This is a genomic window from Thalassolituus sp. UBA2009, from assembly GCF_002335285.1.
GTDB lineage: Bacteria > Pseudomonadota > Gammaproteobacteria > Pseudomonadales > Oceanobacteraceae > Venatoribacter > Venatoribacter alkanivorans.
The window spans coordinates 1-21,493 of the sequence record NZ_DDCJ01000079.1 but is presented as its reverse complement, the minus strand read 5'-3'; the positions used below and the strand labels follow the sequence as shown (position 1 = coordinate 21,493).

14 protein-coding genes are annotated in these 21,493 nt (G+C 54.0%); 5 read left to right on the top strand and 9 right to left on the bottom strand.

Going from position 1 to position 21,493, the window contains the following annotated elements:
• Positions 1 to 104: 104 nt before the first annotated feature.
• The 4 genes from B3P58_RS09880 to B3P58_RS09865 form a co-directional block, all read right to left on the bottom strand.
• A complete protein-coding gene (locus B3P58_RS09880; protein WP_225690885.1) occupies positions 105 to 422 on the bottom strand; it encodes a hypothetical protein in 318 nt (105 codons plus the stop codon).
• Between the two features lie 12 nt (positions 423 to 434).
• Positions 435 to 2,285, bottom strand: coding sequence for a TIGR03545 family protein (locus tag B3P58_RS09875; RefSeq protein WP_286717268.1), 1,851 nt, complete (start codon positions 2,283 to 2,285; stop codon positions 435 to 437).
• 4 nt (positions 2,286 to 2,289) lie between these two features.
• A complete protein-coding gene (locus B3P58_RS09870) occupies positions 2,290 to 2,796 on the bottom strand; it encodes a TIGR03546 family protein (protein ID WP_286717266.1) in 507 nt (168 codons plus the stop codon).
• Between the two features lie 100 nt (positions 2,797 to 2,896).
• Positions 2,897 to 3,751 (bottom strand): DMT family transporter, encoded by an 855-nt coding sequence (locus tag B3P58_RS09865; protein ID WP_286717265.1) that lies wholly within the window; start codon positions 3,749 to 3,751, stop codon positions 2,897 to 2,899.
• Positions 3,752 to 4,324: 573 nt separating this feature from the next.
• On the opposite strand from B3P58_RS09865, the gene B3P58_RS09860 reads away from it, so the two are divergent.
• The 3 genes from B3P58_RS09860 to B3P58_RS09850 all read left to right on the top strand — a co-directional run bounded on the left by B3P58_RS09860 (position 4,325) and on the right by B3P58_RS09850 (position 9,320).
• Positions 4,325 to 5,455 carry an efflux RND transporter periplasmic adaptor subunit gene (locus tag B3P58_RS09860; RefSeq protein ID WP_286717263.1) on the top strand — a complete coding sequence of 377 codons (1,131 nt, stop codon included), beginning with the start codon at positions 4,325 to 4,327 and terminating at the stop codon, positions 5,453 to 5,455.
• A 15-nt stretch (positions 5,456 to 5,470) separates the two neighbouring features.
• Positions 5,471 to 8,584: an efflux RND transporter permease subunit gene (locus B3P58_RS09855; RefSeq protein ID WP_286717262.1), complete on the top strand. Its 3,114-nt coding sequence runs from the start codon at positions 5,471 to 5,473 to the stop codon at positions 8,582 to 8,584.
• A gap of 154 nt (positions 8,585 to 8,738) precedes the next feature.
• Positions 8,739 to 9,320 carry a chalcone isomerase family protein gene (locus B3P58_RS09850; RefSeq protein WP_286717261.1) on the top strand — a complete coding sequence of 194 codons (582 nt, stop codon included), beginning with the start codon at positions 8,739 to 8,741 and terminating at the stop codon, positions 9,318 to 9,320.
• Positions 9,321 to 9,331: 11 nt separating this feature from the next.
• Here B3P58_RS09850 and B3P58_RS09845 read toward each other — a convergent pair whose 3' ends face one another.
• The 3 genes from B3P58_RS09845 to B3P58_RS09835 form a co-directional block, all read right to left on the bottom strand.
• Positions 9,332 to 9,772 (bottom strand): DUF4124 domain-containing protein, encoded by a 441-nt coding sequence (locus B3P58_RS09845; protein WP_286717259.1) that lies wholly within the window; start codon positions 9,770 to 9,772, stop codon positions 9,332 to 9,334.
• Positions 9,773 to 9,794: 22 nt separating this feature from the next.
• Positions 9,795 to 11,507, bottom strand: coding sequence for a single-stranded-DNA-specific exonuclease RecJ (gene recJ / locus B3P58_RS09840; protein ID WP_286717257.1), 1,713 nt, complete (start codon positions 11,505 to 11,507; stop codon positions 9,795 to 9,797).
• A gap of 117 nt (positions 11,508 to 11,624) precedes the next feature.
• On the bottom strand, positions 11,625 to 12,473 hold the full coding sequence (locus B3P58_RS09835; protein WP_286717256.1) for a DNA ligase: 849 nt from the start codon (positions 12,471 to 12,473) through the stop codon (positions 11,625 to 11,627).
• A gap of 201 nt (positions 12,474 to 12,674) precedes the next feature.
• Here B3P58_RS09835 and folK point away from each other — a divergent pair, with 201 nt between their 5' ends.
• Complete coding sequence (gene folK / locus B3P58_RS09830) at positions 12,675 to 13,070, top strand: 2-amino-4-hydroxy-6-hydroxymethyldihydropteridine diphosphokinase (protein ID WP_286717254.1); 396 nt, start codon at positions 12,675 to 12,677, stop codon at positions 13,068 to 13,070.
• On the opposite strand, the gene B3P58_RS09825 is transcribed toward folK, so the two are convergent.
• Together B3P58_RS09825 and B3P58_RS09820 are read right to left on the bottom strand one after the other, a co-directional pair.
• The gene (locus tag B3P58_RS09825) at positions 13,052 to 13,765 is read right to left on the bottom strand and encodes an SDR family oxidoreductase (RefSeq protein WP_286717253.1); all 714 of its coding nucleotides are present in this window, start codon (positions 13,763 to 13,765) and stop codon (positions 13,052 to 13,054) included. The two genes, folK and B3P58_RS09825, sit on opposite strands and share 19 nt — an antisense overlap.
• Before the next feature lie 74 nt (positions 13,766 to 13,839).
• The gene (locus tag B3P58_RS09820; protein WP_286717251.1) at positions 13,840 to 16,425 is read right to left on the bottom strand and encodes a penicillin acylase family protein; all 2,586 of its coding nucleotides are present in this window, start codon (positions 16,423 to 16,425) and stop codon (positions 13,840 to 13,842) included.
• Between the two features lie 661 nt (positions 16,426 to 17,086).
• Here B3P58_RS09820 and B3P58_RS09815 point away from each other — a divergent pair.
• A partial coding sequence (locus B3P58_RS09815; RefSeq protein ID WP_286717250.1) for a hypothetical protein occupies positions 17,087 to 21,493 on the top strand: 4,407 nt, incomplete at its 3' end.

Sequence of the window (21,493 nt, the reverse complement as noted above, 5' to 3'; positions counted from 1 at the left end):
AAAACAGCAGCTGAGGAATGCTGCGGTTTGGAGTGACATCCAGTCACTCCAAACTGTGGGACAGCAGTGGGCATCAGCCCCGTTTTTTTATTTCCGCTTTAGCCTCAGGCTTCCGGCTCTTTGGTTCCCGCCGGGTTCAGATCCAGCAGCATGTGTCCATAAATAGACTGGCTCTGCAGATCGACCACTATCACCATCGCTACGCCCTGATACTGGCTGTTGATCAGTACGTGTTCGTACTTATCTTCCATACGGTACACATGGGTAACGTTACCGGCCCGGCAATCTGCAAAGGCAAAATCTTCGGGTGGAATCGCGGCAACGTATTCCCAGAAATCAACCACCGGTTCACCGGCTTCCACCCGCTGCGGGTTGATTCGGGTTTCATGAAATTCCAGCGGGTTAAGCTTACGGGTCTGCATGGTTATCTCTCGTTAAAACAGGTTTTTCAGTTTTTCTTTGGCTTTTTCTGCAGCTTCTTTTTTCTTACGTTCAGCGTCAGCTTTGGCAGCGGCTTTTTCACGCTCTGCTTTTTCACGGGCTTCACGCTCTTTCTGCGCCTGATAATCTTCAAGGTTCTGACCAGCCAGCTCTGACACCTTATTCAGGCGCTGGTCCAGCGAGCCTTCAAGCTGGTTGAACTCGCCCAGCTTACCGGCGTAATCACCGATATAACTCTGCAGTTTCTGCTCCAGCCTGGCCTGCAGCTTCGTTTCCAGCTCCGCCTGTTTGTCTTTGAGGCGGGCACCAAAAGCGGCATTTAATTGCTTATCCAGATCTGAACCTAAACTGAAATCCGGCGAGGTGATTTTACCACTGGCTTTGGCATTCACATCAAACTGCTGCACGTTCGCCAGTGCCAGCCCCAGTTCTTTGGCAAAGGTTGTTTTTCCCTTACTGCTGAATTGAGTACGGCCAAACTGCGCATCACTCTGGGCATTCAGTTTACCCTGACTGACAACCGCCAGACCCTGTACCTGTACCAGTGACGAAGCCAGTTTGGTGCCGGCAACGCCCAGATTCATATCATGCAGTTGCCAGTCTTTGATAGTCAGCGTCAGTGTATCGGTACCCGGCGTTTTACGGTGGTCGAGTACAATATCCACGCTCATATCTTCAACCTGCTTTAAACCTGAGCCATTAATCAGAATCCGCGTCGGACGGCCTAACACCCGAGGCTCACTGGTAATATCCTGCGCATTAATCAACAGATTTCCGGAAGCTGTGCTTGCTGTCAGCTGTGCATTACGCAGTAAAAAGCCCGGCCATGGATTATCCGACGGGAAATGCACAAAGCGGCCATCACGCGGAGCTTTTGGGCTTTCTTCCTCTGCCGCGCTGCCTGCTTCATCTTCAGCCAGATACGGCTTTACTTTTTCATACCAGTACAAGGCTTTTTCCGCCCATTCGCCAGCCTGCTCGCCGAAGAGTAAGGCACTCATATTGGCAGCACCACCGGCACTGAGCTGATATTTTCCACGAATACTGTCGAGGTCTTTACCTGGGGCTGCTTTTAATGCTTTGAGCTTGTCACTGATATCGCTACGGGCCTCAGCCACTGCTTTTTTGGCCGTTGCAATTGCGGCTTTGTCATTTTTGAAACGGGCTTTCAGTTCATCCAGTTTTTTCTTACGCGCTTTAAAATCATCCAGTGATTTAAAGCTGCCGGAGGTCAGCGCTTTGATTTCCTGCTCGTACTGGCTCAGGGCTTTATCATCCGGGACATTATTCAGTGCCTGATCTACCGCTTCTTTATGGCTGGCATAACTTTGCTCAAATTCAGCACCGGCCTGCTCAGTACGCAGGGATTCACGCGCCAGTATTTCATCGGCACTGGGGAGGTCCACGCTGCTGAAAGACGAAGCCGCCTCTTCTTGAGCTGCAACCTGCTCTGCTTCATCTTCTTTTACTGCCTTTTTCTCCAGCGCGCCGGAGGTTGTACGGGCAGTGCCAAACTGCAGATTATCCACCGCCAGATCACTGATAATGGCTTTACCCAGAAACAGTGGCGCCAACTCCAGTTCGGCGGTCGCTTTATCCAACTGCAGAGCATTGGTCATCGGCTTGCGGCTGTCAGCAACCGTCAGGCCATGAATAACAAAACCCAGCGGACTTAAACTGAGCGATACACTGTCCACTTCCACTTTGGCATCGGCGGCCTCCGAGCCAAACGATTCAATACCTTTTTCGATTAACGGGCCGGCAACAAACCAGAACAGGGCAACCAGAACCAGGGAAATAACGATAAATGCGGCCAGGCCTGACCAGCGAATCCATTGCTTCATAGCCTTACTCCGCGATTGACTTGTACAGGTTGTAGAATTTCGAGGCTTTTAATACCTGAGCAATTTTCAGCTTATTAAACCAGGCCAGTAAGCGATGACGGTACAGATTGATCAGTACTTTACTGAGCACAAAAACCGGCACAGCAGCCAGCAGGCTGATCAGCAACCCACCCAGCACCAGAGAATGATTAAACGCGGTAATACGCCAGAAATCGCTCTGATACATGTCACGCCAGGTATCCACTAACGCCGGATTTGCCAGCAGACTCTCTCCCAGACGCGCCGAGTAAGGATCAATAAACCAGGCCAGCGCAGAAAAGGCAGCCAGCGCCAAAAAGAATGCACTCAGGTTAATACGCAACACAAATGCCAGCAGCAAAATAATGGCATTGTGCAGGGTAAACATGGGAGTCAGTGCGACGATCAGAGCGAATGAAAAGGCCAGCGCAATCTGGCCCGGTGCTGATTCAGAATTCAGCGCTTTCAGCAGTTTTGCCAACATACTCAACATAATGCATTCCCGGCATCCGATTTAATAACGCACACTATACCATGTGACCTGTGACGAAACAGTGGACGTCTCAGGTCAGATAAAAACACCGGAAAATACCTCAGGCTTTGCGTAAACGCAGTGCCATAAAGACACCGCTGATAATCAGCAGCATGGCCAGAATACTGAGCAGATCCGGTAATTCCGCCAGGATCAGACTGCCCATTAATGTCGCCAGAACCGGTACCAACAACTGCAATTGCGCAGCCCGTTGCAGACCTAAGGACGGCAGCAACCGATACCAGCCCCAGTAACCTAATCCCGATGCCAGCACTCCCGAAATCAGCGCCAGCAGACCCCCCTGCCATGGCAGCGCATTTTTTAGTCCGTTTGTTACCGGATCAGCAAACCAGAATAACCAGACAACCAGCAACGGCAGCAGTAACAGAGAAGCGCTGACAAAAGCCCCCTGCACATCGCGCAGCGGTTGTGACGACCCCTTCCCCAGCACCACAAAGGCCGCCCAGCCCAGACCGGATAACAGCATTAATAAGGAAGGTCCGGGGTCCGGCAGCTCATTGCCCGGCAGCAACAACATCACCAGCCCGGTAAACGACATCAGCACGCCGAACAACGTCAGCCCCTGCAAGCGCTTACCCTGACGGTGAGAAACGACCAGCAAGCTGAGCTGCACGGTAGCAAACAGAATAAAAGCACCGACTCCGGTATCCAGTGCCAGATAGGCATAAGCAAAAGCCAGGGCATAAGTCAGCAACGCCGCACCGGTAAAAGCGTCACGCCACTGCAGCGCCGGACGGCCGCTGAATGTCAGTAATAACGTCAGGGTCAGCGCTCCGCTGCCGAGGCGCAGCGAGCTGAACAGCAAAGGGTCCAGTTCATAAACCGAGAGCGCCCAGCGGCACAGCAAAGAGTTAGCGGCAAAGGCCAGCAACACAAGGGCGGTCAGTAACGGCACAGGTTCACCCTTTGGCACAGCACTTGAATAAGAATCATACTTTTTTTGTCTTTTTTGTTAATTATGGTTTGTGCTCACCAGACAGATGGTTGAATATCGGCAACTGTTGCACGGGAGGCTGTAATGCATCATCCCGTCGCGTCCGGTTTATAGCGTCACAACGGCAAATAAGGTTTGTTTGCTGTGCGCTAAGAGCATAGATTGAGTCTGTACACAGCCCTGCCGCGGTTGCAAGAGCAATATCACGGAAAACCTGCATGCTGTGCAGCCTCACTGGCCGCTGAAGCCAGCGGGCTCCATCCGCTCTGCGGTTGACCGGGCGCTGGCGCCGCTGAAAACCCTGTCTGGCGACAGGATGTAAAGAACAGTAAGACAACGGACTGCGATTATTCCACACAAGTAAACAATCCATTCCGCAGGGCTCATCTAGTAACCAGTCAGCTGAGCCGTTATAAATTTGTCAGCAGATTAACAGCAGTGTTCTGTGGCACGCCGGGAGAAATTCCGGTCTGCGCCACCACGCCAGATCAATAAGACAGCACAACGACGCAATCGTCACTTTACGAGGACATTATGGGAAAATTTGAACCACGTATCCGCTACAGGCTCCTTCTCGCAGCCGCCAGCGCCACCATACTGACACTGGCAGGCTGCAGCGACCAGCAGGTGGCGGCGCCACAGGCGATGCAAATGCCACCTCCTGCCGTTGATGTCGTGACACTGAAAAGTGAAACCCTGGAACTGAAAGATACCCTCGCCGGACGGGTATCAGCATTCCGCACAGCAGAAATCCGTCCGCAGGTTAACGGCATTATTCTGAAGCGCTTCTTTGATGAAGGCGCCACCGTCAAAGCCGGTGACAAGCTCTACCAGATTGATCCCAGCCTGTATCAGGCAGCCCTTGCCAGTGCCGAAGCCCAGCTGACCGTAGCCGAAGCCAATGCTTACGCCGCCCGTCTGAAAGCCAAGCGCTACAAAGAGCTGTCGAAGAAATCGGCCATCAGTGCCCAGGAAGTGGACGACTCTGAAGCCGCAGCCAAACAGGCCGATGCTCAGGTTAAAGCCGCTCAGGCCGCGGTACGCAGTGCCAAAGTAAACCTCGGCTATACCGAAATCACGGCTCCGATTTCCGGTGTTATCGGTCGCTCGACCATTACCGAAGGGGCTCTGGTATCAGCCCAGCAGGCAACTGCACTGACTACCATCCGTCAGCTGACGCCTATCTATGTGGATATCCAGCGTCCGGCCGCTTCCCTGATGCGTATGAAGAACCCTTCATTGTCACGCAACGTCACCGTGGAACTGGATGATGGCACCCCCTACGCCGAAGTGGGTGAACTGCAGTTTGCCGATGTCAGCGTTGATCAGGGCACCGGTACCGTGAACGTCCGCGCTCAGTTTGAAAATAAAGACGCTCTGCTGCTGCCGGGTATGTTCGTCCGCGCCAATGTACCAAGCGCTCTGATCGAAAATGCCATTCTGGTGCCACAGCAGGCCGTTGTGCGTCAGGCCAATGCCACCACCACCGCTTACGTGCTTGATGACGCCAATGTTGTCAGTCTGCGTGGTGTTGAAGTCACCCGTGCAATTGGTGACAAGTGGCTGGTTAAAGCCGGTCTGAATGCCGGTGATCGCGTGATTATCAGTGGTCTGCAGAAAGTAAAACCGGGAATTACCGTCGCCCCGGAAGAAGCCAAGCCTTAAGGAGAGTCCTGAAACATGGCTAAGTATTTTATCGACAGGCCAATTTTTGCCTGGGTGATTGCCATCATCATTATGCTTTCGGGCATCATGTCGGTGATCACATTACCGGTACAGCAGTATCCAACTATTGCTCCGCCATCCGTGCGTATCAGCGCCAACTATCCGGGGGCTTCGGCAAAAACACTGGAAGACAGTGTCACTCAGGTGATTGAGCAGAACATGACCGGGCTGGACAACCTGCTCTACATGTCCTCACAAAGCAGCTCTTCCGGTAACGTCAGCATCACACTGACCTTTGCCGCCGGAACCGATCCGGATATTGCTCAGGTTCAGGTGCAGAACAAGCTGTCTCTGGCCGAAGCCCTGCTGCCTCAGGAAGTGACCAAGCTGGGGATCAGTGTTACCAAGGCATCCACCTCGTTCCTGATGGTTGTTGGCCTGGTATCAGAATCCGGCGCCATGACCCGTTCCGATCTGGCCGACTATGCCAACAGCTATCTCAAAGATCCGCTGTCCCGTACTTCGGGTGTGGGCGAGATGCGGATTTTCGGCTCCCAGTACGCCATGCGTATCTGGCTGCAGCCTGAGAAACTGACGGCCTATGGCCTGACACCACTGGATGTACGCAGCTCGGTGGGCGAACAGAACAGTCAGTTTGCCGCCGGTCAGCTGGGTGGTTTGCCTGCGGTTGAAAATCAGCAGCTGAATGCCACCATCATCGCCCAGACCCGTCTGGAAGCCGTGGAGCAGTTCGAAAACATTCTGCTGAAGGTGAATACCGATGGTTCTCAGGTACGTCTGAAAGACGTGGCCCGCATTGAACTCGGTGCCGAAAACTATGATGTGGAAGGCTTCTACAACGGTAAGCCGGCCACCGGTATGGCGATTCAGCTGGCTTCCGGTGCCAATGCGCTGGATACCGCCAACGCCGTCCGTGAACGCATTACCGAGCTTTCCGCTTTCTTCCCGAAAGACATGAAGGTGGTGTACCCCTATGACACCACACCGTTCGTGCAGATTTCCATTGAAGAAGTGGTACAGACCCTGATCGAAGCCGTTGTGCTGGTGTTCCTGGTGATGTACCTGTTCCTGGGTAATTTCCGCGCCACCCTGATTCCGACCATCGCGGTGCCGGTGGTATTACTGGGTACCTTCGGGGTAATGGCGGCCTTTGGTTACAGCATCAACACCCTGACCATGTTCGGTATGGTGCTGGCCATTGGTCTGCTGGTTGATGACGCCATTGTTGTGGTGGAAAACGTTGAGCGGGTAATGGACGAAGAAGGTCTGCCACCACGCGAAGCTACCCGTAAATCCATGGAACAGATTACCTCCGCTCTGGTGGGTATTGCCCTGGTTCTGTCGGCGGTATTCGTACCTATGGCCTTTATGAGTGGTTCGACCGGTGCCATTTACCGTCAGTTCTCGCTGACCATCGTGTCGGCCATGGTGCTGTCGGTGCTGGTCGCCCTGATTCTGACACCGGCACTCTGTGCAAGCATTCTGAAACCCGCTCATAAAAATGAACTGGAGCATCAGAAAGGGTTCTTCGGCTGGTTTAACCGCACCTTCGCCAAAGGCACCAAAGGTTATGTGACCGGCGTTGAAGGTACACTGAAGCGTCCGCTGCGCATGATGCTGGTGTATGGCGCTATGGTTGCGGTACTGGTGCTGCTGTATGCCCGTCTGCCAACCTCCTTCCTGCCGGAAGAAGATCAGGGGATTGTCCTTAACCTGGTACAGCTGCCACAGGGCGCTACCCTGACCCGCACCAACGAAGCCATGGATAAAATGCGTGAGCATTATATGAATGATCCGGCGGTTGAATCTGTCTTTACAGCCTCGGGCTTCAGCTTTGCCGGTATGGGTCAGAATATGGGTATTGGCTTCGTCAAACTGAAGCACTGGGATGAACGTCAGGACCCGGCTCTGTCAGCGAAAGCAGTAATCGGCCGTGCCTGGGGCGCTCTCAGCCAGCTGAAAGATGCCACCATTTACCCGATCAACCTGCCACCGATTCCTGAACTGGGCACAGCTTCCGGCTTCGATGTGATGCTGCAGGACCGTAACAACCTGGGCCATGAAAAACTGCAGCAGGCGCGTAATCAGCTGCTGGGAATGGCTGCACAGGACCCGCGCCTGAGCCAGGTTCGTCCTAACGGCATGCCCGATGTACCTATTTTCCGCGTCGATATCGACTACGAGAAAGTGAAGTCTCTGGGCCTGAACATCAGCGATGTGAACGCAACCCTGAGCACCGCCTGGGGTGGTTCTTACGTCAACGACTTCATCGACCGCGGCCGGGTTAAGAAAGTGTATATCCAGGGTGATGCGCCAACGCGCATGCTGCCTGAGGATCTCGAGCAGTGGTATGTGCGCAATAAAAACGGCGAAATGGTTCCTTTCACCGCCTTTACCACCACCCGCTGGGATTATGGCTCACCCCGTCTGGAGCGCTATAACGGTGTGCCATCGATGAACATTCAGGGCCAGGCAGCTCCGGGTCTGAGTACCGGTGATGCGATGCAGGCCATTGAAGAAATCGTCGCCAAGCTGCCTGCCGGTGTTGGCATTGAGTGGACAGGGATGTCGTACCAGGAACGTGTAGCCGGATCTCAGGCCCCACTGCTGTATGCACTGTCGCTGCTGGTGGTATTCCTCTGTCTGGCGGCCCTGTACGAAAGCTGGTCGGTGCCGTTCTCCGTGATCCTGGTGGTACCACTGGGCGTTATGGGGGCCCTGCTGGCAGCCACCGGCCGCGGCCTGAGCAACGACGTGTACTTCCAGGTTGGCCTGTTGACCACCATTGGTCTGGCAGCGAAGAACGCGATCCTGATCGTCGAATTCGCCAAATCGCTGGTTGAACAGGGTAAAGATCTGGCTGAAGCCACAATCGAAGCCTGTCGTATGCGTCTGCGTCCGATTCTGATGACCTCGCTGGCCTTCATTCTCGGCGTACTGCCACTGGCCATCAGTACCGGTGCCGGCGCCATGAGCCGCCAGGCCATTGGTACCGGTGTGATTGGTGGTATGTTGGCAGCAACTTTCCTGGCCATCTTCTTTGTGCCACTGTTCTACGTACTGGTGATGAAACTCACCCACAAGCTGCGCGGCCAGAACGCGCAGTAAGTATCAGCGCCCGGTCTGTCCGGGCGCTTCCTTCATCCTTTTCCCTGACCCATGACAGGTCATAAAGGGACAGCATCATCTTTCGCTTGCACTTTTTGTCCTCATCGCACTACCCTCTGCAGCATTACGATAAATAACAATAAGAAGGTCTGATATGTTACGCACTCTGTTCATAACACTGCTGTTCACAGCAGCCGCTCCGTTATGGGCGATCACTGTCGAAAATGTCGACGTTCCCGAAATCGTTGCCGCCACCTCCGACTCACCGGAAATGACGCTGCGTGGCGCTTCTGTACGCCGGGTATATGGCTTTGTTGAAGTCTATGTGGGCGCTTTATATCTGCAGAATAACGCTCTTGAAGAACAGGAAATCATCCGTGTCGACGAGCCCCGCCGCATGGTGTTTTACGTGACATCTGAGCGGGTCAGCGCGCGGCGCTTTACCAACGCCATCCAGGAAGGTCTGGCCATTAACATCAGCAAAGATGAAATGGCAGCTATGGCTGACCGGGTCAGCCAGCTGGTTAATCTGTTTGATCACAAATTTGTCGAAGGTACGGTCGGCTATATCGAATGGGTACCCGATACTCAGGTATCACGTATCGTGATCGATGATACCGTGCGCGGCAGCGTTCCGGGCAAAGACCTGAACGATGCTTTACTGAAGATCTGGATCGGCGATCATCCGGTCAGTGAGCGTTTTAAAGAAGAAGTGCTGGGTCACAGCAACAGCTGAACTGCCGGCTCTCAGTGACAATATTTTTTAATTTTGTCGTTCAGAGCATCACGCCGCCGGCGCTTTTTCTGCATCGCTTCAAGACTGGTTGAGCCATAGGGTTTGGCACTGAACATACGCAGATCGTAGCGCGCTTTTTCGCACTGGGCGGCGCGCTTCTGCGCCTGCTGTTGTTCTTTTTCCCGGGCCAGACGCTGCGCTTTGCGTCTGGCTTTATTGGCCTTCTCTTCTGCCCGGTAATCACGTCCTTCTGTCAGCGAACGTCCCTCCCGCTCAGCCTCATCCGCGTCATACTGATTCAGCGGTTTAAGCTCTACGGTTTCGGCATGCTCCTCTGCCGGCGGCCGGTCAGAAAACTGTAATCGTCCCTGCTCATCCACCCAGCGATAAATATCTGCCCGTACAGACAGGCTGCTTAACAGCATTAAACCGATCAGATAGCGAATACTCATCCCTGAGTCCTCCGTCATAACATTACATCTGCGCCACCAGTTCACGTACCAGCAGCTGCACACTCTGACGCCCGCGGAATTCATTCACATCCAGCTGAAACACGCAGTGCGCCCACTCAGCCTGAGGCTGTGGCCAGACTTTGGGGTCGATATTGAACCAGATGGCATCCAGTGCCAGATCTGAGCCTTTGGGCTGCAGCACCAGCTTAAGATGGCGCTCGCCGACGATACGCTGCTGCACTAAACGGAAATCGCCACTGAACAACGGCTCAGGAAATGCCTGCCCCCAGGGCCCGCCCCAGCGCAGCAGTTGCGCCAGTTCAAGGCTGAATTCCGCCGGGCTCAGCTCACCATCAGTTTCAATCCGCTGCTGCAGCTGCGCGTCGCTCAAATGACGGCGACAGACCTCATCAAATAAACGCGAGAATTTTTCCAGACCGCTGGCATGCAAAGTCAGCCCTGCGGCCATGGCATGACCACCAAATTTTTTCATCAGGTGTGGCGCGCGTTTATCAACCTCATCCAGTGCATCACGCATATGCAAACCGGGAACAGAACGCGCCGAGCCCTTCAGCATGCCCTGCTCATCCGCTGCCAGGGCAATGACCGGGCGATGTACTTTTTCTTTGATGCGCGACGCCAGAATACCAATCACACCCTGATGCCAGTCCGGCTGAAACAGACACAATCCGGTGGGCAGGTTGTCGTCCGCCTCAAAACGGCTCAGATACTGCAACGCTTCGGCCTGCATGCCCTGCTCGATCTCACGCCGGTCACGGTTCATCTCATCCAGCGTCTGGGCCAGCTGCGATGCCCGTCCGGCATCATCACTGAGCAGGCATTCAATCCCCAGCGACATATCATCCAGCCGGCCGGCGGCATTCAGGCGCGGGCCAATAGCAAAGCCAAAATCGGCAGCGATAATGCGCGACGGCTCACGCCCGGCAACCTGCAACAGCGCCAGAATACCTGCACTGGCATGCCCGGCACGGATACGGCGCAAACCCTGCTCCACCAGAATGCGGTTGTTGTAATCCAGAGGCACCACATCGGCGACGGTTGCCAGTGCCACCAGATCCAGCAGCTGCGCCATATTCGGCGCCGGCTGTGGTAATTGCCCAAGTTCCGCCAGACGCGCGCGCAGCGCCAGCATCAGATAAAACACCACGGTACAGCCGCAGGCAGCCTTACTGGGAAATTCACAGCCCGGCTGATTTGGGTTCACAATGGCGGCGGCATCCGGCAGGGTTGCCGCAGCCAGATGATGATCGGTTACCAGCACCGGAACTCCGGCCGCCTGTGCAGCCTCAATGCCTTCATGGGAGGCAATGCCGTTGTCCACCGTCATAATAAGATCCGGCTTCATCGGCAGTGCAACCTGCACCAGTTCCGGGGACAGGCCATAGCCAAAATCGAAGCGGTTAGGCACCAGGTAATCCAGATGGCGCGCTCCCAGCAAACGCAAAGCACGAATCGCCAACGCCGTGCTGCTGGCACCATCGACATCAAAATCGCCAACCACCAGTAAACGCTTCTGCTGCGTCACCACCGGCAATAACATCTCGACTGCAGCGGTGATGCCTTTCAGCAAAGAAAATGGCAACAGCCCCTGCAAACTGAGCTCCAGTTGTGCGGCATCGGCAATACCACGGGCGGCATAAACACGCTGCAGTACCGGATGCACGCCGGGCAACTGCAACCCGGCAGAGAAAGAGCGCTGACTGATCTGAACCATGAATTATCGTCTGAAAAAGAGGTGAGCCTGCGTGCATAAGCACAGAGAAAGAACTGAGGCCGGCAGTTTACCAGCCCCGGTCTTGCTTGTCCGGCTGGCAGCGGGAGAATGGAGCGGCTACTCCTGTGGTCTTACCCGCACAAAACGGGCAAAACGAGGTAAACCATGCTCCGTCAGGCCGTTATAAGAGAACGTTACCTGTGCACCGAGCGGTGGCGGCGAAAAACGCTCATCATCGCTGAAGCCGGTGCCAAGACGAAATTCACGGCCATCGGCAGTACGCACCACCAAAGCCCCTAATGCACCGCGGTATTTGCCCTCGCCGGGAACATAGCCCACCACTTCCGCCTCGCCATCTTCACTGAGTTTCAGCTTTAATAAATCGTCACTGCGCGCTACCTGATACAGTGACTGACTGCGGCGCAGCATTAAGCCTTCTCCACCGGCAGCAGTAATGATCTGCAGTTTTTTTTCCAGCTCCTGCTCACTGCTGACTTTACTCTGGTCGAGCACTTTAAGCTGCGGGTTCGCCTGCTGCGCAACCAGAGTGCGTAATACCCATAAGCGTTCGGTAAAAGGTGCGGCCATCTGCGGCAGATCGAACACCATGTATTTTACTTTCATCCAGTCATCGTCATTTGCATGATGACGTCTGACCAGACCACTGACAAAAGAGAACTGCCCGCGACCAGCCCATAATTCGCCGTCCAACGGATTTTTAGGTAACGCGGAAAGGAACCAGGCGGGCGCATTAATCGGTCGGCCACTGCGGGTTAATAATTGCTGACCATTCCAGTATGCACGGACACCATCAAGCTTTTCACTGACATAATACTGGCTGACGTCGATGCCTTTGCTGTACACCTTGGCCAGCATCAACGGTGGCGGGATCAGCTCCGAGGCCATCAGCAGCTGTGGCCAGAACCCGACCAGCAGCAACATCAGCAGCGCAATTACATTATCCATGGCCAGTCCTCCCTGAACACACCATTGGTCTTTGCCGACAATCCAGTCAATCAAGCAATTGCTTCAGCCAAATACCAGCATTTACTGTAATTTTCACACTTTCAGACGAGTCTGCCCTGCTTTCATCTGTCTGCGGGCTGCGCGCTTGACAGAATAACGCTGAACGCTAATCCTTGAGCCTCCTTAATGTACATCAATATTATGCAATTTTATTTACTCGGCCTTGGCAGCAATATCGACCCGGAACAGCATCTGTTAAAAGCACGTGAAGCACTCTCGTCTCTTGGCGTGATTTGTGCGGAATCAGCGATACTGAGAAGTGCTCCGGTCGGCGATACTTTTCATTTTGAATTTAAAAATCAATTGCTGATTCTGTCGTCAGAATTATTACCCGGACCGCTGAAGCAACGACTGCAGAAAATTGAAGTGGATCTTGGCCGTGAGCCTAAAAATCCATCGCGTAAAGTCAAAGACCGCACAATAGATATTGATATTTTATACACCGCAGCGACAGAAACAGACTGCCGCCACGCAATTCTGGAAGAGAGCTACTACCGCGAATTACAGCAATTGTGGAATCAGGAAGAAAACGTCTGATCGTAGCGGTTGGCAACAAAGCGCCCGCCATCGACGCGCATCACCGTACCGGTTACCGCCTCAGCCTGCAGTAAATAATCGCAGGCACGGACAATTGCACCATAACCCAACTCTTCACCGATCAGCGATTGCGACAGCACTTTTTTCCGGTACGCCTCATCATGCTCAGGTAAAAACTGAATCGGCCCGGGCTGAATAACATTCACCCGCACTCTGCCTGCCAGACGCTGCGCCATGCTCAGGGCAAAATTCTGTAATCCGGCTTTTGCGGCGCAATAAGCGGAAAAACGCTGGTTGGGAATATCGGCATAAATATCACTGATACACACCATTGATGCGCCCGGATTCCATGCGCTGCTCAGCACTTCGGTAATCAGCGCCGGTGCCAGTACATGAACGCGCTGGTGCATTTCATGATGGGCAATCAGATCACTTGCGGCGGCATCGGGGACAAAGCAGGAAGCATTATGAATAACCGCATCAAAATTACCCAGCGCCGGTAATTTCAGAGCCAGCTGACGGATATCTTCACGGTCTGCCAGATTCGCCCGTACAGTGGTCAGTGCCGTATGATCGGCTAATTCATTTGCGCTGTTGTAGTGCGCAACAACCTGCCAGCCCTGTGCCAGATAATGTTCGGCCAGTACCTTTCCCAGCCGCCGCCCGGCACCGGTAATCAGAATACGTTTGCTCATAACTTTTCCACGCGCAGAAACAATAAAGCCGGTACGTTAACCGGCTTTATTGCAGCTGTCACGGATGACGGAAATTACTCTGCGTGCAGTACACGTTCATGACTGAAGTGCGCCCTGACTTTTTCCGCATCGTTAAAGGGTAAATTGCGGTTTTTACGTGACAGCCACAACTGAATACCGTCGTCATAATGCGGCGATGCCGGATTACCGGACTGCCCACCGGCAACAATCAGATTCAGCGGTTCCGGCTGACTGAAATCGACGATCATACGCATTGCCGGAATATTCCAGACGGCATAATCCGAGCCCAAATCGTAGCCTGCCACATTCAGCGTATTACGGTTACCACCAGCCGGATACGGTCCGCGGTCGGTGTAATCTGCCAGACTTTTCACCGCCGCAGCTTTCAGACCGGAGAGAAATGGCAGCATATGCGTGGTTTCGGTTTGCCAGTGATAAAACGCCAGATCACCCCAGTGCCACTGGCTGTCATCCTCACCTAACTGTTGCTGCAGATAAGGCCAGGTCGCCGCCAGTGCGCGGGCAATAATCTGCCCCGGCAGTTCGGTCTCGGCACTGTTAATATCATCCCAGAACGGTGCCCAACCCCCGCCCTGTGTACGCCCAAGTAAATGATCCTGATAACCGGAATAGGCACGGCCATTCATCGCCAGAAATGCCTGCCACAGCTGACCGTCTTCAGGCCCCAGTTCATCCATAAAAATCGCGCGGATCAGATTATGCTCAAAGCCACCCCATACCGCCGCGCTGCGCGAGCCTTCCGCCATATCGCCGTCAAATGCACGGATAATCTGCAGCGCGTTCTCAGCATCAGCCTGCTGTGCCTGCGGTAAAGCCGCAATGCCATCACGGATCATGTTCTTCCACGGTTCAGAACCCCAGAGCTGCTGCACCTTGGCAACCAGAATATCGCGCCGGTCAGCCTGCATGGCTTCCATGCTGGTATAGTCGTGGCCACCTTTGTGCTGCGTCAGCATTTGCATAATGCGCTCAGAACGTTCCGGGTAATACCAGGAACTGGTCAGGCGCGGGCTGTAATCAGCCGCCACCGTGCGGTTATTACCCGTACCTAAATAACCGCTTTGCGGGTTACGTGAACGCGGGGTATCGGCACCGCCCCAGTAACCCTGCCAGTCGTATTCGCCGCTCCAGCCGGGGCTCGGAAAATGGCCGCTGCCGGCTTTGCGCTTGGGATAATTCCCCGTGACCTGCCAGGCCACATTGTCTTTGTCGCCATAAATCACGTTCAGATGAATAAAGCCGACGCCATTTAATGCCTGCTCGGCCTCATCCATGGTTTTGGCTTTACCCAGATTAAAAAAGGAGTCGATGGTGTTATCCGGAAATTGCGCAGTCCAGCTTAATGCCAGACCAAATTGCGAGCTGGCCGGAATGGCGATCATTTCGTGTTTGGGTTTGCCCTTAATCGCCGCATTCAGCAACGGACCATGGCGTGTGGACTGCACTTCAATGATCACCGGCTCTGCACCTTTAACCTGAATGGTTTCGCTGCGACTGCTGACCGGATACCACTGCCCCTGATACAGATATTCGGTTTTGCCATCGCGCTCGCGTAATTTCTCCAGAAACATGTCCTGGGTATCCGCCATCACCATGGTTTCACCCCAGCCGATATGGCCGTTATAGCCTGCGACCAGCGCCGGAATTCCCGGCAAGGTAATGCCCACGCCGCTGTATTCCGGGCTTTTCACCCCCATCAGAATCCAGGTCGACGGATGCGATAACAACAGGTGGGTATCGTTGGCGACCAGGGTTGCACCAGCCGCGGTTTTATCTTTATGTACGCCCCAGTTATTGGAGGCGGCAATGCCCTGACCGTTAATCCGCTTCAGCTTCTGTTCAACCGCGGCCAGATAGCTGAGCTGCTCTTTGAGTGCAGCCACCGGGCTTTCCGTACCGGCTAAATCCACAGCGGCAAGTTTATTGGCTTCTGCCAGGTCGATGGGTTCATCCGGATAAACAGGCGCCAGATACGCAGCTTTTTCCACGCCCAGTTTTTCTGCCAGCTGCAGAAAGCCCAGCTCTTCGTGCAGATTAAAACCCACCCCCAGATTGAGCATCACAAACAATCCCAGCGTATTAGCGGGCTGCCAGGCTTCCGGCTGATAATCGTTGATGGTCAGCTCAAGCGGCAGACGATCATGGTGGCTGTTAATGTAAGCGTTAACTCCGGCGGCAAAGCCTGTGAGGTGCTGTTTCAGCTCCGGGCTTAATGCGGCATAGCGTTCTTCAATAATCTGCGGAATACCCAGGGTGCGCATGTAGATATCCATATCCAGCGCGATATCACCGGTCATCTCCGCTAAGCGGCCACGCGCCAGCAGATTCATCGATACCATCTGCGCCAGACGGTCTTCTGCCATGGCATAGCCGATGCCGAAGGTCAGATCCTGCAGGCTTTGCGCTTCGATAAAGGGCACGCCGTATTCATCGCGACGGATACTGACATCTTCCTGCAGACCACGAACCTGAACCACACCCACAGAAGGATCAAGATTGCGTTCGCTGATCCAGTCAAATACCTGGCCGCAACCCGCTAATAAAGTGGAAGCTGCCAGAAGCGGCAGAAACAAGGCCTGACGTAGACCCATGTGCTGTTTGTACTTTTTATTATTCACAGAGATACCCGTGCCGCAGTTGCGACTCATAAGAAAAGATGGGAACGCAGCGGATTATGGCGGGCAGGCCAACAGGCGAACAGGGACTTTTGTGCCAAACGGACACGGAATGACAGGCAATAAAAAAGCCCGTATGCGAACATACAGGCTTTTTATCAATTTTGGTTGCGGGAGCAGGATGGTTATGAGCCCGACGAGCTACCAGACTGCTCCATCCCGCGACAATTGCTTCACTACTTTCTGACGTTACAACCAACAGAAGCGGTTGGTTGCGGGAGCAGGATGGTTATGAGAATTACGACTAGAGATCACTATGAATATTCTTAAACTACACTAAACCAGCTAAATAGCCATTTTAGATCACTTTAAAGCCCTAGCAATTTCAGGTACAACTACATCCCAGAACGTCATTTATGGATTTTGGTGGCACACGGAACTCGCGATTCAGGCCGCCATTCATGACCCTAGGGACACGGTTTTGGGCACAGAATCTCTCGCTAACAGCAGATCAAACAGACCATCACCCGCACCCTACGCAGAGCATGTCAGGGAACATCTGATCCCCTATTTCCAATGGGCCGATCGCCACAATCTGCTGACAGAAGCTCTGCTCGTCCATCATCTGTTAGGGCTGAACAGCACAAAAAGTACGTCATGCAACATGACCACTCTGTCGACAGAGTTCTCTCATCCGGAGTCACGTTCGATTCTGAATCACTGGCTCGACGTACCGGTGGTGGATTCACTGGTGCGATTTGCTATTGCAGTCAGCAGGGACACTGCAATCCAAAAGCAATTTCCTGCGGTGGGCCATATGGGTTCAACGAAGCGCAATCGTGATGAGTTCAAACATCCGACGCAACACACGCTGCTGTTACTGATCAATCCGTTACATCACTCCACAGATCCGGACATCACGAGACTGCGTCGTCAATTCCGGCTATGGCTGACCGTTCAGGATGCCATTCGTCTGGTGGATCATGGGTACCACGGTGATCAGAAACTCGTTCCATTGATTAAATCATACGTTCTCGGTAGTGAGGACGGCGAAAAATGGTCAGTTATTGATTCACTGCTAGCGCGCACACAGATCGAGGCGAGGCGTTTCGAGAACACCTTGCAAGGGTTCAATTTTGCTCTGAAGTCAGCCGCTGAATTCCAACAAGCCAATAGGAGCCAGCCGTCCGGTAAAACTGAGAACGATTTTCTCCATCGGGTGTTGGCGGTGGCTGCCGGCGAACTGCATCGTCCGGAGGCAACACCCGGCTCAATCCAGACAAAGCCTCCTAATATTCTGGCCAGGTTACGCCAGCAACCCATCCTGCAATGGCTGACGGCTCCCAGTAATGACGACACTCCGGTAGAGATTCTACTGGCAGAACCGCCATCAGCCTATGCGGATACCCCCGACGACGAATCCGATCCGTTATTGCTGGTTCCGGTCGAACCTCGCGCGAGCCATGCCCGTAAAACGTTATCGGCGAACAGTGTGTATTTGCAGACGGCAGCTGCGGCTAATTACCTGCCCTGGGATTGGGAAACACCTCTGCCAACTGAACGCGACGAGCTGCAGCAATGGATCAACACAACACTGAGCTCAACGCAGACGGTCGATGCACTGGGGGCCGCCATCTGCTGGCTGGCGTGCTATACCAGTCGCTCATTACGACTGACGCTGGGGTTCAGCATTCAGGATAAACCTGACGAAGAATGGGCCATCAGTCTTAGTAGTCGAAAGTTGCATAAACGGGTAACACGCCGCCAGAACGCCTGGAGGCCGACTGAGGAGCAGCGGGATCTGGTGGCGCCCTTTGTGGAGGTACTGGATTTTGAACTGCCAGCGCCGGTAACCGCTGCACTGCAACGGGCCGGGCTGCAGGAGTCTGCATCGCATCATTCGTTGCAGGATGTCTGGCTGGCACAGGCCCCTGATCTGACAGTGGAGGTGTGGTTGAACCAACAACTGCCAGCCCCCTTACAGCGTCTGACCAGCGGCAAACTGATGGGCTATAACGCTCTGAGCGTGTTTGAGCGCACCGGCGATCATTATCTGGCCCGGATAATGAGTGCTCACCCACGCTCGGGATTACCGGGAGCCTGTGGCTATTCCGCCTGGGACATTAAAGCCATTGAACGCGGTATCGATTTAACGCCAACCGGCTCATTACGCGATGCACCAACGCATACTCATGTGTTCGGCAGCCTGCTGGCGGCTCAGGAGCCGTTATTGGTGGATGCCATTGAGCAAGCCAACCAGGCGTTACGCCAGCCTCCCGATTCACTGGCACAGGCACACAACCGCATCGCGATCTATGTGGTCACTGCTCTGTATGCTGCGACCGGCAGCCGTTATCTGAGCGATCCGTTCGAACAACCGGGCTGGCTGGATGCGGAGCGGGGTCTTGTATTTATTAATGATAAATCCGATGACGCCAGCCACGATGGCCGGATAGTACCGCTGCCTGCGGGTATATCTGCATTAGTAAAACAGTATCTGGCACACCTGCAGCAACTGGCCGAGACGCTGACAGATCGCAGGCCCTTACTGGCTCAGGCGATTCAGCGCCTGCTCAGCGACACCGCGGCTGAGCTGCCGCTGTTTTTTACACTCAGCGAGCAGCTGTGCTGGCACAGCATGAATGCAAGCGAAGTACCTGGGGCCGATTTGTTTGCCTGGCCATTGCCTAAAAACCTGTTTCGTCACCGCTATGCGCAACAGCTGCAACGGCTACAGGTACATCCGGAGGTGATCGATGGCTGGATGGGGCATTCAGAGCGCCATGCCCAAACCTGGGGCGACAGTTCACCCCGCTGCTGGATAGATGATGCTGAACAGTACCGCGATGCCATAGAGCAGGCATTCAATGCACTGCCGTTTTTAACCGAACTGCCAACCACGGCGATACCCGATTATTCAGCGGTGTCAGACGCAATATCCGTTGATACTCCTGAGCTCAGAACGCGTCGGCTCTTTGGTGCAGAACAGCGTAAGCGACAACGCCGCATCACACTGAATAAAGCGATTAAAACAGCCCGTGCCGAAATTGATGACTTAGCCAAGCAGAGGCCTCTGTCAGACTTGGGCGCCGATGAGATCCAGCGACTGATCGGACAAATGCTCTCGGGCAAACAGCAGATCGGCCACCATTTTGCGGCGGTGCGGTTAAATGTGCTGCGTAAGCGGCTGGCGCAAGATGGCGGTGATCATCAGTTCGTATTAAAGCGCTATCCGGTACCGGTATTGCGGGAACCTAATCCCCTGAAGCCCTTTGTCATAAAAAGCCTCGGATTATTGCCGCGACTGCAGGAATGGGCGCAGGGCATCACCAACATCAGCACAAAAACAGGCCGAAGCGATGCTGCCGTATTGGGGGGATTATTGCTGGCGATCCAGAAACGCATCGGCTATGGGCGTCTGTTGAACGATGTGATGCAGGGTTTGAATTTCCGCATCGTTCAGCATAAGCGGCGCAATTTTCTGGAATATTCTGAAGAGCTGGAACAGAACAACCTGTACGCGCCCGTGCAACGTCATGAAGTCAGTTACCAGGTGGCCAGCCTATTGGCGTGGGGCCAGGCTGGCAAAAGTCAGCCCGATCCGCTGGCGGGCGCTCAGCATCCTGCCGTTCTCGAATTAAAATCCGTGCTGGAATTGCCGGCTGACACCGAGATAACAACCGTCGTCAACGCTGTGGCAACCGTCGTTAATCAGGTCAATCTGATCACTCTGCCGGGCATGGTAGCCGCAGTTTTGAGCGGGCGAATTTTAAGCTGCGCGTTACCCATGCAGGATCAGATCCGACTGGAAGGCAAAAAGCCAGTCGCTATCCGTGCTGAGGCTAATGACGGTGAGGACAGCGGTACCACGGATCCAGAATTATTTGTTCTGAGTGGGCGTTATGCGACATCCGACAGCGATGCTCTGAAAGAACACGCCAAACAATTCAAACGAGAACTTCAGGACAGCATCAGTCGCTATACGACATCTGACGCGCGCCGCATAGCCGATGAAATTCAGGGGATCATAAAATCGTTCGAGGGCAAGGTCAGTTCTGCCATGCTGCTGTTGGGCAATTGGCTATGCATTGTCATTCGGCGAGGAAAAGGACGCGGTAAGCGATTCCAGCCCCTGGCACAGTCCAGCGTTTCCACGTATTTCGGCACTCTGAATATGCCGTTTCTGGAGTTGGCATTTGATGTCGACCTGCTGTCACTGGATGAGGACGAGATCACCGATCTGTACCGCAGCATGCTGGAATTCAAACGCATCCGGGATAATCAGATCGGTTACCTGGGCGACCGACTGTACAGTTTTCATCGGGTCGCCCGTAAGGCTGGGGTAACCGATCCCGATTGGGCTGAATTATCACTGGGCGATGAACAGCGACGGGTTCGGCCAGGATTAATAACCGAAACCGATTATCTGCACAGCCTGACGCTGATCAAACAGCAATACCCAAATGATGATCAGTGGTTGCTGCTGAGTTTTGTGCTGATGGCCTGCTACCGTTTTGGGCTGCGCAAAAATGAAGCCTGCTTTTTATTGCGTAAAGACTGGTGCCAGAACGAAACACAGCACTGGATTCTGGTGCGCAACAATCGTTATCGCCGGTTAAAAAATGACGGCAGCCGCCGGGCAATACCGCTGCTGTTTGACCTCACCCGGCCAGAAACTGAAATATTGGATCGGGTGATGGCGCGCTATGACGCCATCGCCGGCCAGGATCGTAATCAGCCGATTCTGTGTGATGTGGTGAATGGCAACATTCAGCCCAGCCCATTGCTGGAATTGATATCGCCGGCCTTGATCCGGGTGCTGCGGGAAGTCACTGGGAATCCCACGCTGGTACTGCACCATACCCGCCATGCATTTCATAACCGTATGGCCAGTGTGCTGCTGGGTATTGGCACACCGGCGGCGGATAAACTGCTGGACGGGTTAGATGTTGAAGGGATACAGCAATGCGTGTTGGGGAATCAGCATGATCTTTCCCGCCGTTCGTCCATGGCGCTGGCGCGTCTGATGGGGCATCAGCACGTCACTACCGGTATGGTGAGCTACAACCAT